The organism is Bacillus sp. FSL K6-1366, assembly GCF_037976695.1.
Classification (GTDB): Bacteria; Bacillota; Bacilli; order Bacillales; family Bacillaceae; genus Bacillus; species Bacillus subtilis.
The window spans coordinates 3,202,064-3,214,354 of sequence record NZ_CP150268.1 but is presented as its reverse complement, the minus strand read 5'-3'; the positions used below and the strand labels follow the sequence as shown (position 1 = coordinate 3,214,354).

At 44.5% G+C, this 12,291-nt stretch carries 13 protein-coding genes; 7 read left to right on the top strand and 6 right to left on the bottom strand.

What is annotated here, in order from left to right; genetic code table 11:
- Positions 1–92 precede the first annotated feature (92 nt).
- Positions 93–1,454 carry a Na+/H+ antiporter NhaC gene (gene nhaC / locus MHI44_RS16795; RefSeq protein WP_033883042.1) on the top strand — a complete coding sequence of 454 codons (1,362 nt, stop codon included), beginning with the start codon at positions 93–95 and terminating at the stop codon, positions 1,452–1,454.
- 42 nt (positions 1,455–1,496) lie between these two features.
- On the opposite strand, the gene dat is transcribed toward nhaC, so the two are convergent.
- Positions 1,497–2,345, bottom strand: coding sequence for a D-amino-acid transaminase (dat, locus tag MHI44_RS16790; RefSeq protein WP_015483020.1), 849 nt, complete (start codon positions 2,343–2,345; stop codon positions 1,497–1,499).
- A 284-nt stretch (positions 2,346–2,629) separates the two neighbouring features.
- On the opposite strand from dat, the gene MHI44_RS16785 reads away from it, so the two are divergent.
- Positions 2,630–3,478 carry a polysaccharide deacetylase family protein gene (locus MHI44_RS16785; protein WP_072175827.1) on the top strand — a complete coding sequence of 283 codons (849 nt, stop codon included), beginning with the start codon at positions 2,630–2,632 and terminating at the stop codon, positions 3,476–3,478.
- Positions 3,479–3,501: 23 nt separating this feature from the next.
- On the opposite strand, the gene srtN is transcribed toward MHI44_RS16785, so the two are convergent.
- The 3 genes from srtN to MHI44_RS16770 form a co-directional block, all read right to left on the bottom strand.
- Positions 3,502–4,245 (bottom strand): sirtuin NAD-dependent deacetylase, encoded by a 744-nt coding sequence (gene srtN / locus MHI44_RS16780; protein ID WP_101172526.1) that lies wholly within the window; start codon positions 4,243–4,245, stop codon positions 3,502–3,504.
- Between the two features lie 69 nt (positions 4,246–4,314).
- Complete coding sequence (gene mscY, locus MHI44_RS16775; RefSeq protein WP_015252461.1) at positions 4,315–5,430, bottom strand: small-conductance mechanosensitive channel protein MscY; 1,116 nt, start codon at positions 5,428–5,430, stop codon at positions 4,315–4,317.
- A 148-nt stretch (positions 5,431–5,578) separates the two neighbouring features.
- Positions 5,579–5,686 carry a YhdX family protein gene (locus tag MHI44_RS16770; RefSeq protein ID WP_009966908.1) on the bottom strand — a complete coding sequence of 36 codons (108 nt, stop codon included), beginning with the start codon at positions 5,684–5,686 and terminating at the stop codon, positions 5,579–5,581.
- 233 nt (positions 5,687–5,919) lie between these two features.
- On the opposite strand from MHI44_RS16770, the gene MHI44_RS16765 reads away from it, so the two are divergent.
- The 3 genes from MHI44_RS16765 to crcB are packed head-to-tail and all read left to right on the top strand — an operon-like array spanning position 5,920 to position 7,386.
- A complete protein-coding gene (locus tag MHI44_RS16765; RefSeq protein WP_338382080.1) occupies positions 5,920–6,651 on the top strand; it encodes a glycerophosphodiester phosphodiesterase family protein in 732 nt (243 codons plus the stop codon).
- Complete coding sequence (locus MHI44_RS16760) at positions 6,638–7,033, top strand: CrcB family protein (protein WP_029317545.1); 396 nt, start codon at positions 6,638–6,640, stop codon at positions 7,031–7,033. Before MHI44_RS16765 ends, MHI44_RS16760 begins: the two co-directional genes overlap by 14 nt.
- Positions 7,030–7,386, top strand: coding sequence for a fluoride efflux transporter CrcB (gene crcB, locus MHI44_RS16755; RefSeq protein ID WP_015252464.1), 357 nt, complete (start codon positions 7,030–7,032; stop codon positions 7,384–7,386). Before MHI44_RS16760 ends, crcB begins: the two co-directional genes overlap by 4 nt.
- Before the next feature lie 13 nt (positions 7,387–7,399).
- Here the strand turns inward: crcB and MHI44_RS16750 are convergent, their stop codons facing one another.
- Complete coding sequence (locus MHI44_RS16750; protein ID WP_339202462.1) at positions 7,400–8,785, bottom strand: hemolysin family protein; 1,386 nt, start codon at positions 8,783–8,785, stop codon at positions 7,400–7,402.
- A 325-nt stretch (positions 8,786–9,110) separates the two neighbouring features.
- On the bottom strand, positions 9,111–10,292 hold the full coding sequence (locus tag MHI44_RS16745) for a pyridoxal phosphate-dependent aminotransferase (protein ID WP_216999699.1): 1,182 nt from the start codon (positions 10,290–10,292) through the stop codon (positions 9,111–9,113).
- 156 nt (positions 10,293–10,448) lie between these two features.
- On the opposite strand from MHI44_RS16745, the gene cueR reads away from it, so the two are divergent.
- On the top strand, positions 10,449–10,880 hold the full coding sequence (cueR, locus tag MHI44_RS16740) for a Cu(I)-responsive transcriptional regulator (RefSeq protein ID WP_010886460.1): 432 nt from the start codon (positions 10,449–10,451) through the stop codon (positions 10,878–10,880).
- A gap of 60 nt (positions 10,881–10,940) precedes the next feature.
- The gene (locus MHI44_RS16735) at positions 10,941–12,275 is read left to right on the top strand and encodes a hemolysin family protein (protein WP_009966903.1); all 1,335 of its coding nucleotides are present in this window, start codon (positions 10,941–10,943) and stop codon (positions 12,273–12,275) included.
- Positions 12,276–12,291: the final 16 nt, after the last annotated feature.

The following is a 12,291-nucleotide window of genomic DNA, read 5'->3' as shown; positions in this document are numbered from 1 at the left end:
TTGTGAAAAAACATAGATTTTCGTTTTTTTCTGTTATAATGCTTTCGTGCCCAAAAGCACAAAAGCATTAAAGATAAATATGGGGTGTTATTTTGGATTCTCAAAAAAAGCTGACGTTTCCGTTAGCCGTCGGTTTATTTATATTCATGTTGTGCATTATTATTTCTTGCTTATTCTTGCTTCATGTAGAACCTCATATCCCGCTGTTTTTAAGTGTTGTCATGCTTTCAGCAGCAGCTTTATGGTTTGGATTTCCCTGGAAGAGCATTGAAAAAGGGATTGTAGACGGGATCAAAAACGGCGTACAGCCGATTATTGTTCTAGCGCTGATCGGCATCTTAATCGGCGCCTGGATGTACAGTGGCGCCATACCGACTGTGACAGTTTATGCCCTATCCTTTATTGAACCAAGCCATCTTCTGTTGACTGCTTTGTTTTCATGTATGATCATCAGCACACTTGTTGGCTCAAGCCTGACAACTGTAAGCACAATCGGGGTAGCGCTGATCGGCGTATCGAGCGCCGCTGGCGTTCCGCTTGAATGGACAGCAGGCGCAGTCATATGCGGCGCTTGTTTTGGGGATAAAATGTCGCCGATGTCGGACACAACCAACTTTGCAGCCGGAATAGGCGAAATACCAATCTTTGAACACATTCGCCATATGATGGGCACAACCATTCCAGCTTTGCTCATCACTGTCGTTCTGTTTTACTTTCTCGGTTCATCAGTGTCAGCGGACGCTGCTTCAACCGATAATATTCAGCAGGTCATAACCGGAATAAAAGATGCTGCAAACGTGACACCGTGGGCCCTTCTTTCTCCGCTCTTAGTCGTTTTGCTGGCAATGAAACGGGTATCAGTAATCCCCGTTCTGACTGCCGGAATTATTTCCTCGGGAATTTTGACTGCTATTTTTGTACCCGACAGCAGCCTGCAGGCGTTTATGACAGCTTTGCAAAATGGCACAACTTTCGAAACTGACAATGAGGCAGCCGCTAAAATTATTAACAGAGGCGGACTGCAATCCATGATGGGCTCTGTCTCTCTCATTATGATTGCTTTTGCACTCGGCGGATTGATGGAGAAAATCGGATTGATTTCTGCACTATTGGAAGGCGTCATGAAAGGCATCCGCTCAAAAGGTCGTCTTGTTGCAGCAACTGTCTGCTCAAGCATCGGCGTCAACTTGGCAACCGGCGAACAGTATTTATCGATATTAATACCGGGACAATCATTTAAATCCTTATATGACAAACAAAACATCCAGCGAAAATTTCTGACAAGGTCATTAGAGGACGGCGGAACATTAATTAACCCATTGATTCCTTGGGGCGTCAGCGGCGCATTTATGGCGAGCGCACTTGGTGTTCCAGTCATAGACTACATCCCGTTTACGTTCTTCCTCTATATATCGCCAATGATCTCCATTTTGATTGGATTTGTTAAAAAATAAAAAGAGCCCCGCTGTAAAAAGCGGGCTCTTTTCTTCGTTCATTTATGAAATGCTAGCAGCCTGTTGAATGCTTTCTTGAAAAGCAGCCTGAAGCTGTTTGGTCACCGGTCCGGGTTTCCCGCTTCCGACCGATTGTCCATCGAGCGTCACAACCGGAATAATTTCTGCCGTCGTTGACGAAATAAAGATCTCTTCCGCCTGTTTCAACTCTTCTTCACTGACAGGAGTCTCATCCAGTTTAATCCCATTCTTCTCAATCAGTCCTAAAATATTCATCCGTGTAATTCCATTGAGAATGAGCCGGTTAGCCGGATGTGTTCGCACCGTGCCGTTGATAACGGCATAAACGTTAGAGGATGTACCCTCCGTAACAACGCCGTCCCTAAGTAAAATGGCTTCAAATGCTCCCGCTTCATAGGCCTTTTGCTTCGTCATGACATTATACAGTAAATTCAGACTTTTGATATCACATCTTAACCAGCGAAGATCCTCATCTGTAATGGCCGCCACTCCGTATGCCTGCTCTTGCTCCGGTTTTTTCACCGTAAACGTATAGGCAGTAGTCTGCGGCTCGAGGCCGGCTTCATACTGGTGTTTTCGCGGGGCCACACCTCTTGTTGTCTGAATGTATACCGCTCCCTCACTGACCGCATTTTCCTGTACAAGCTTTTGCAGGTCCCACTCGAGATCTTCTATACTGAATGGCAGTGAAATTCCGATTTCAGCAGCACTTCTGAAAAAACGCTCTGCATGCTCACGTAAGCCGAACAATACTCCTTTGTACACCCTGATCACTTCATAGATGCCGTCACCAAACTGATAACCGCGATCTTCCAAATCGATTGATGCTTCACTGCGCCCAATCAGCCGGCCATTGACTAAAACCTTCATAAAAGCCCTCCCTTTTCGAGATGTCCCTGATGTCATTCAAGCTGTCATTATCACTAATTCTACCATATTGGACAAGCTGAAAAACAGAAAGATCAAGAGATCTATAGCGGAAAGGAGTTTATTTTTTCCTTAAAATCTGACATTTCGACAAATTTTCTATGTGCTTTCCAGTTTTATTCCTGTATACTTGACTGGTAATACATAGGTTGTAAACATAAGGCATCTTCATAAGCTGCCTGCTGTACAGCATTATGTAGAGATTTTATGCCAATGGAGAGATTGTTATGCGACAAACGAGAGGAGAGGCTTCTCCTTCTGCAGTTTCGCTTGCTTTTAAATTTGCAAGTTTAGCAGTTTTATGTGTGCTGCTTTTGCTTATGGTGATTTTGGGTTATTCCAACAGTTCAACGAAAGCAAAGGAAGTCACTGTCACAACAAACGGCCAGCTTCGAGATGAGAAGGAAAGCCTTAAGCTGAAAAACGACTCCCCCGATCTCCTGATAAAACATCTGCAGACAAAGCAGAACATGGGAGATAAAACGGTTTACTTAACCTTCGACGACGGCCCTTCAGCCGTTACAACCCGCTTGCTCGACGTACTGAAAAGCGCTGATGTAAAAGCGACGTTTTTTATGCTGTCACCGCGGATGAACGAATTCAAGCAGGCTGTGAAAAGAGCAGAAAAGGAAGGCCACGCACTCGGTTTACATGGCGTTACCCACAATAACAGATTGTTCTATCAAACACCGACATCTCCGCTAAAAGAAATGCAGGAGGCGCGTGACACGCTGCAGGACATTACAGGATATAAAACCGCTCTTGTCAGAACGCCATACGGAAGCAAGCCGTCACTAACCCCCTCACAAATCCGCAATCTTGAGAAAGACGGTTTTGTATACTGGGATTGGACGATTGACAGCATGGACTGGAAATACCGAAATTCAAAGTATGTGACGGCCGTGTTAGAGCAGCTTGAAAATATGGAACACAGCTCTTCAGGCCGCCCGAATGTGATTCTCATGCATGATCTTCCCGCTACCGTAAACGCGCTGCCGGTACTAATCAATAAATTAAAAGAAAAAGGCTATTCCTTCGGAGTGTTAGAGGACACAATGGTTCCTGTTCATGAATAAAAAAGTGAGGCGCATAAGGCGGCTCACTTTTTTATGCCCAAACTTCGGGCAAACTCACCGATTTTTTGATGGATGACCATGTCAAACAAGCTGTCGCAATACGTTGGTTCAAGGTTTATGATGACTTTCTTCATGCCGGGAATCAGACTTGCATCCTCAGGCACAAATCTAGCCGGAGCCACTTCGAGAGACGTGCCGATAACCAATAAAAGATCTGCTTGATCCAGCTTTTCATAAAGGGTGTCAAAGTGCATGACGGCGTCGCCAAAGAGAACAACATCGGTTTTTAATACCGTTCCGCAAATGTCCCCATTGTTTCCGGCCGCCGTGCACTCCGGCACCTCCCGCTCCAGCAAATGGGGAAGATCATATCGGGCGCCGCATGCCGGACAAGCTGCTGTCTGGATAGAACCATGCAGTTCGTATACATACCTGCTCCCCGCTTTTTTATGAAGACCGTCAATGTTTTGCGTGAAAATATCGACCTGCTTCCCTTGCTTCTCCAACTCAGCTAAAAGCAAGTGTCCTTCATTCGGTTCAAAGCTGCCGCTCATTTTCATCTGGAACAATTCTTTGAATTTGGGCCAAAACAGACGCGGATGACTTAAAAAATAATCAAGGCTCATCGCTTCCATTCTTGAGGCATCTTCCGTCCAAATGCCCCCTGCTGAACGAAAGTCGGGAATCCCTGATTCTGTGCTCATTCCCGCTCCTGTCAGCACAACAATTCGCTGTGCTTCATGTAGAATATTTTTGAATGCTTCCAACTCAACACCGCCTTTTTCTCTTATTTTACCATGAAAAAGACTCCGCCTCTGTCAGACGAAGTCTCTCTTTTAAGCCCGTTCCTTTTCCTCTTTATTTAGATTCACCTGGAATGGGTCGCTTTCGTGCTTTTGCTTGACAACAACCATTTGGCCGGGATATGCAAACTGGACACCTTCTGCACCTAAAATCTCAATAATTTTATAGTTGATATCCTCTCTAATATTAAGGTTTTCAGCCCAAACTGTCGTTTTTGTATAGAAGTTAAAAAATAAATTGTAGTAGCTGTCGGCAAACGTATCAAAGTTGACCATGATTGTTTCATTATCAACGCCCTCATGCTCTAAGAGCATTGTTCTGAGAGAATGAATGGAGCGTTCAAGGTTCTCAATCGGCGTAGCGTAGGACACATGGATGGAAAACGTAATCTGGCGTTTGGTCATTCTTGTCCAGTTCGTGATCGCTTCCATCGACAGCGTAGAGTTCGGCACCGTTACAAGCGCCCCCTGTGCTGTTCTGAATCTCGTGCTCCTAAAGGTAATATCCTCGACTGATCCTGTTACTGTCGACGTCTCCACCCAGTCACCAATTGTAAACGGCTTTTCAGTAATAATGATAATACCGCCGAAGAAGTTGCTGATGGTATCCTTCGCGGCAAGCGCAAAAGCCAGTCCGCCAAGACCAAGGCCCGCTACAAATCCGTTGACATCATAATTGAATTCCTGAGCGATCACACTGACACTGAGCGCAATGATCACAAAACGGAGCAATTTGGATAAAAACGGGGCCAGAATGTCATCCATGTCAAGCTCGAAGCGCTGGTTCACCTTATGGAAGATAAACGACGATGTTGCGGTCAAATTACAAAGACCCCAACACAAGAGCGCCACAATCAGTGAGCGGTATATTTTGCTGATGACCGGCATTTGCTCATCTAAAAACGGTGAATACCGGATCGCTAAAAACAGCCCAAGGGCAACAAAAAACCATCTGGCCGGCTTATCAAACGCCAGAACCACCTGTTTAAAAATTTCTGTTTTCGGCCGGTTTGTCAAATTAAAAAGCAGGTTAAAAAAATATCTTGTGAATAATTTTCTAAGTATAAGAAACACCAGCAAAATCGCCAAGCTGATGCCGATTTGTATGATGTTATCAAGCGTAAAATACTGCTGCAGATAATCCGGCATGACTGTCTCCCCTCTATCCCAATCAATTGTTTATTATACTAAAATATTCGTAAGGATGTTCATTTAAATGTCTTATGCAGCACAAAACCCCGGCGAAACGCCGGGGTCATTTCTCAATTCATCTATCAGCCAGATTCAATAGGGACAGTCACTTACCTTTTTTCGTTTGTGTCTGATCAAGGAGAGTTGCTTTTTGCATTTCAGCATCCGTTTCGGCTTTAATTCTTTCCTCCACTCTGATTCTCCCTTTTCCCATGATCTCGCCTCCTTTTTTGCTATTATAAAGGATCATATTTTGTTGTGAACATGTCGAAAGACCTAATTTTCTGACGAAATGTGTTCTGATACGCTGAGTGTCTTTTTTTAGTTATACGCATTCCTCAGCCCGGACCATTCCGATATGGCAGAAAAAATTCACCAGTTTGTATCGCGGTGCATATATGGATTTGATACAATAACAGAAATGCCCATACGAGGAGCTGACTTAGCTTGTACATCATTGCCCATCGCGGAGCATCCGGCTACGCTCCGGAAAATACGATTGCCGCATTTGACCTTGCGGTGAAAATGAATGCAGATATGATCGAACTGGATGTCCAGCTTACAAAAGACAGGCAGATTGTTGTGATACACGATGACAGGGTTGACCGAACAACAAACGGATCGGGCTTTGTTAAGGATTTTACCTTGGAGGAATTGCAAAAACTCGATGCAGGAAGCTGGTACGGTCCCGCTTTTCAAGGAGAGCGTATTCCAACCCTGGAAGCGGTGCTCAAGCGCTACCACAAAAAAATCGGCATTTTAATTGAACTAAAAGGCCATCCGTCTCAAGTCGGAATTGAAGAAGAGGTGGGACAGCTATTAGGGCAATTTTCTTTTTCTATCAATAATATTGTTCAATCCTTTCAGTTCCGCTCCGTCCAAAGGTTCCGCGAGCTTTATCCTTCGATTCCGACAGCGGTCATTACAAGGCCCAACTTTGGCATGCTGTCCAGAAATCAGATGAAGGCCTTCCGCTCTTTTGCAAACTATGTCAATATAAAACACACACGGCTTAACCGTCTGATGATCGGCTCCATCCATAAAAATGGCTTAAACATATTTGCATGGACTGTCAACAATCAAAAGACAGCGGCAAAATTACAAGCCATGGGCGTGGACGGCATCGTTACAGATTACCCGGATTTCATCATAAAGGATGGCAAACATGAAAATATATAGCGCGGTTTTTATCGGAGGCGCGCTTGGCGCCTGCCTCCGATACGGATTAAACTTATGGATACACACCGGTCAGTTCCCGGCGGCAACCTGGCTGGAAAATGCGGCAGGCAGCCTTCTATTAGGCATTTTGACCGGATTTTTTCTGATCGGGGCAAAACGGCCTCTGCTGTCGGCTTTTTTAGGCACCGGCTTTTGCGGAGGCTTCACAACAATGTCCACGTTTTCTAAGGAAACAGTGATGCTTTTGCAAGGACAACCCTCATTGGCTCTTTTATATGTGGCAGCCTCATTGATATCAGGGATCATATTTGCACTGATTGGTGTTTTTGCGGGACGGCGCATAGCAGGCATTCAGCAAAGAAAGGGGCTGCAGGAAAGATGACACTAGCGGGTATTTTCATAGGGGGCGGACTTGGCGCAATGCTTCGCTTCTGGCTTGGCAATGTCATAACCGCCAAAACCAAAGGTCTCAGCCTGCCCATTGGCATACTGACAGTCAATATTCTCGGAGCTCTCGGGCTCGGAATATTTACAGGACTTCACGTTGCAAATGCTTCGGTCTCGCTTATCATCGGCACGGGGTTTTTTGGCGCCTTTACGACCTTTTCCACCTTCAGCGTTGAAACTATTCAACTCCTTATGGCCAAACGTGTAATAGAAAGCATCTTGTACATCGCCCTGACACTTTGCGGATCGCTTTTGGCATTTTGGTGCGGCTGGACAATCACAATGTAAAAAAACCTTGAGCTTATTTCTCGCTCAAGGTTGCACTGTTCAGCATCACAGGCTCGGGCAGCGGCAGCTTGTGGTGCGCCGTAATCCCGGTTGTGCTGCCGGCTTCTTCTTTTATATCGATTTGCTTGATTAATCGGCCGTCCATCTTCAGCACCTTTATCGTATATGAACCGATGCGAATGGATTCACCAGCCTCAATATCGATGTTTTCTTTTAATATCAGCCCGCCGATCGTATCGACGTCTTCTTGAATCGATGCGCCAAGAAGGCTGTTCACCTGATCGATCCGAACCTTTCCATCCATCACATAATGGCCGTCGCCAAGCTTTTGGATCAGCGGCTGTTCATCTTCATCAAATTCATCTCTGATCTCTCCGACAATTTCCTCAAGAATATCCTCTGTCGTCACAAGTCCCGAGGTTCCTCCGTATTCATCCGACAATATTGCCATATGAATGCGCTCGCGCTGCATTTTAATCAGCAAATCATGAACCGGGATCGTTTCAATCACTTCGATGACCGGCCTCACATACGGATGGATCGTCATCTTCATTCGTTCTTCTTCTGTCATAAACAGCAAATCAGAAAACAAATGCTTCGTATTGACCAAACCGATCACACTGTCTTTGTCTCCATCTGTGACTGGCCAGCGCGTGTATTTTTCCTTCAGCATGACTTCAAGCATCTCGGCCATCGTCATCTCAGTTGACACAGCAGCCATTTCCTTCCGCGGTATCATAATTTCTTTGGCGATCCGATTATCAAATTCAAAAATCTTATTCACATATTTATATTCAGACGGATTAATCTCTCCGTTTTTTAAACTCTCAGATAACAGCATCCTGAGTTCTTCCTCAGAATGGGAACCATCATGTTCTGACGCAGGCTTCAAACCGAACATCCCGCATAAAAGCCGCGCCGATCCATTGAGGATCCAAATAAACGGAAACAGGAGCAAATAGAATAAACGCAAAGGGCCCGCTATCAGTAAAGTCAGCTGTTCTGCCTTTTGAATCGCGACCGTTTTCGGGGCAAGTTCACCTACAACAACGTGCAGGAACGTGATCAAGCCGTACGCGACTGCAAAAGAGGCTGCATGTGAAACCGAGTCCGGCAAGCCGAGCGGTTCAAACAGTGGATGCAGCAGCCGTTCAAAGGCCGGCTCACCCAGTACGCCAAGCCCGATTGATGTCAATGTAATGCCTAGCTGGGATGCGGATAAATATTCATCCAAATCTGTAATGACACGCCTTGCGAGTATCGCCCGTTTGTTTCCTTCTGTGATAAGCTGATCTATTCTGGATCTCCTTACTCTAACAATCGCAAACTCGCTTGCAACGAAAAACGCGGTTAAAGCAATGAGCACGCCAATTAAAATCAGACTGTCAATATCGTCCATTTAACCCTATCCTCTCAACAAAGGATAAGGAGTCACCTCCTGATATAATCATTTTTCCTTAACATTGAGGTACGCGGTGTATTGTTGCCTAAGCAGCGGGCCCCATCATACCACCTCCAAAAGTCAAAGTTTGATTATAAATTGTATATTTTATTGTAACACAACTCATTCCAAAAATGATTTTTAATTTTTAGACTTTTATCATGAAGAAAGACTTAACTGCATGCCTGCTTTTCAATTCCTGCCTGTCTGGATTGGAAGAGGAAGGTTTTTGCGGATATAAAAAGAAAACAGCCTTAAAAACTGTTTTCTTTTCTTTGCCTTCTTAAGCAAAATCTTTATATAAAGAAATGAAAATGTCCCGTGAGTTTTTAATCTGCTCGATCGGCACACTGAAGGATAATCGGAAATGCCCGCTCATTCCAAAACCGCTGCTCGGCACAATTAATAATTTGTATTTTTGGGCGGCATGCACGCAAAATGCAACTTCATCTTCAATCGGCGATTTCGGAAAAACAAAGAAACCTCCCTTTGGCATTTCAAATTCAAAACCGGCTTCTTTTAAAATGTCTACCATTAAATCCCGGCGCTCTTTATAAGCGCTCGCGTCTACTCTTAAATCATCCATTCGTGCCACAGCCCGCTGCATCATGACAGGGGCATTCACAAATCCAAGCGTTCGATTACAATACACAAAAGCGTTGATCAAAAGGTCCGCATCCGGCATTCGGCTGTCCAATCCGATATATCCGAGCCGCTCCCCGGCTATGCCGAGATCTTTACTGAATGAGCTAGCCAATATCACACGATGGTACGATTGAAACGGATTTGCCAGCTCTTCATCATAGATTAATTGACTGTACGGTTCATCAAACAGCACATAAATCGTCTGGCCGCTCTTCTCTTCTATTTCTTTTAATAAAGCGCCTAAATCGTCTATATTTTTCTGGCTGAGAACCGTGCCTGTAGGGTTATGCGGTGTATTGAGTATCAGCCCTTTCGTCTGTGGAGTGATCGATTGCCTTACCGCTTCAATGTCGATCTCAAACCGGCCTGTCAACGGGCAGCTGACGGCCTTTCCCCCGTAGTTCTCAATATACAACTTATATTCGGCAAAATAAGGTGCAAGAATAATGACCTCTTCCCCAGGGTTTACGATGCTTTTTAACGCAACATTCAAAGCGCCTCCCGCGCCCACTGTCATGACGATACGCTCCGCTGAGAAATCAGCTTCAAAACGCGCCCCCAGAAATTGCGCGACTTTTTCTCTCGCTGCAGGAAGCCCTTGGTTTTGTATGTATCCGTGGCTGCCTTTTTCAGCTTCCTCTATTAACGCTCTCTTAAAAGCTTCAGGCGGTTCAACAATCGGGTTGCCGAGTGAAAAATCAAATACCTGGTCTTCCCCGAACTCCTTCTTCAGCCTTGCACCTTCATCAAACAGCTTGCGAATCCATGATCCTTTATTTAAGTTTTCTTCAACTTCCCGGGATAACCCAGCCAATTTCATCTGTCCCTTCCGCATATAAAAATTTGAAAATTCTATCTTCCTATGTTACTTCAATCAGATGATGAATTCCACAACTTCCAATTCCGGTCTGAAAAAAACAATAAACTTGTGCAAGACACCGTTCATATATTAAACTATTCTCATAACTATAACGTGATGGTTGGGAGGGATATAGATGGGGCTGAGACTTATCGCATCAGTGAACTAGCGGCACTCGCCGGAGTAACGAAACGGACAGTTGATTATTATACGAATCTCGGTCTGCTTACGCCGGCCAGATCCTGTTCAAATTACCGTTACTACGACGAAAATGCACTCAAACGACTTATATTTATTGTAGATTGCAAGAAGCAGCGATTGGCCCTGTCCGATATTAAAGATCGACTGGAGAACCAGTTTCCCTCTTCAGCTAAACTTGATGATGAAATTGGAAATCTGGCATTAGAAATTGATCATATGAATCAAAACATCTCCGGAATCTTGCATCGGTTTGAACGGCTGAAGCCCGAGGATCGTGACAAGCTGAAAAGCAAACTCCCGCCTGAAAAGCTCGCCGTGTTCCAATCATTTATGCTGCTGTTAAGTTAAAACCATTTTATCTAACAGGAGGTGTTACCTTCATTCTCATTGCTAGAGTGAAGGTTCTAATTGGACATAGTGAATTTGATTTTAGTTGCTGTTTTAATCGCCCTGACGGCATTTTTCGTGGCATCTGAGTTTGCCATTATCAGAATCAGAGGCTCACGGATCGATCAGCTGATCGCGGAAGGAAATAAAGCAGCAATAGCCGTAAAAAAAGTGACCACGCATCTTGATGAATATTTATCTGCGTGTCAGCTCGGAATTACATTGACTTCCATCGGATTAGGGGTTTTAGGTGAATCAACGATCGAAAGGCTGCTTCACCCGCTTTTCGTACAAATGAACGTTCCAGGTTCCCTTTCACATGTCATATCGTTTATTTTTGCGTATGCCATTATCACGTTCTTACACGTTGTTGTCGGAGAACTTGCACCTAAGACAGTCGCTATCCAAAAGGCGGAAGCAGTGTCTATGCTGTTTGCGAAACCGCTGATTTGGTTTTACCGCATCGCGTTCCCATTCATTTGGCTTTTGAACAATTCCGCACGGTTATTGACCAAAGCATTTGGCCTGGAGACCGTTTCAGAAAACGAACTGGCACACTCAGAAGAAGAACTGCGAATCATTTTGTCTGAAAGCTATAAAAGCGGTGAAATCAACCAATCAGAGTTTAAATATGTGAATAAAATCTTTGAATTTGACGACAGGCTCGCGAAAGAAATTATGATTCCGCGGACCGAAATTGTCAGCCTTCCGCATGATATCAAGATTTCTGAAATGATGGACATCATTCAGATTGAAAAATATACCCGCTACCCTGTGGAAGAGGGCGATAAAGATAACATTATCGGGGTTATTAACATTAAAGAAGTGCTGACCGCCTGCATAAGCGGTGAGGTATCTGTTGATTCCACCATTTCTCAATTCGTCAACCCGATCATTCATGTCATTGAATCTGCGCCAATCCAAGACCTGCTTGTCAAAATGCAAAAAGAGAGGGTCCACATGGCCATTTTGTCTGATGAATACGGCGGTACTGCCGGGCTTGTGACGGTTGAGGACATCATTGAGGAAATTGTCGGTGAAATCCGCGACGAATTTGATATTGATGAAATTAGCGAAATCCGCAAAATCGGCGAAGGCCATTATATTCTTGACGGAAAAGTGTTAATTGACCAAGTAAACGACCTGCTAGGCATTCATTTAGAGAACGAAGAAGTCGACACAATCGGCGGCTGGTTCCTTACTCAAAAATACGATGTTGAAAAAGATGATTCCATCATCGAAGAGGGCTGCGAATTCATCATTAATGAAATTGACGGCCACCACGTGGCATATATTGAAGTGAAAAAGCTTCAAGAAGAAGAACTTCTGGAGACAGCTAACCAGCAGGAAGCATAATAAGAAAAGCACCTTG

Coding starts and splice junctions, on each gene's coding strand:
- dat (WP_015483020.1), bottom strand. CDS start 2,345: ATGAAGGTTTTAGTCAATGGCCGGCTGATTGGGCGCAGTGAAGCATCA.
- MHI44_RS16785 (WP_072175827.1), top strand. CDS start 2,630: ATGCGACAAACGAGAGGAGAGGCTTCTCCTTCTGCAGTTTCGCTTGCT.
- mscY (WP_015252461.1), bottom strand. CDS start 5,430: ATGCCGGATTATCTGCAGCAGTATTTTACGCTTGATAACATCATACAA.
- MHI44_RS16770 (WP_009966908.1), bottom strand. CDS start 5,686: ATGGGAAAAGGGAGAATCAGAGTGGAGGAAAGAATTAAAGCCGAAACG.
- MHI44_RS16760 (WP_029317545.1), top strand. CDS start 6,638: ATGAAAATATATAGCGCGGTTTTTATCGGAGGCGCGCTTGGCGCCTGC.
- crcB (WP_015252464.1), top strand. CDS start 7,030: ATGACACTAGCGGGTATTTTCATAGGGGGCGGACTTGGCGCAATGCTT.
- MHI44_RS16750 (WP_339202462.1), bottom strand. CDS start 8,785: ATGGACGATATTGACAGTCTGATTTTAATTGGCGTGCTCATTGCTTTA.
- MHI44_RS16745 (WP_216999699.1), bottom strand. CDS start 10,292: ATGAAATTGGCTGGGTTATCCCGGGAAGTTGAAGAAAACTTAAATAAA.
- cueR (WP_010886460.1), top strand. CDS start 10,449: ATGGTTGGGAGGGATATAGATGGGGCTGAGACTTATCGCATCAGTGAA.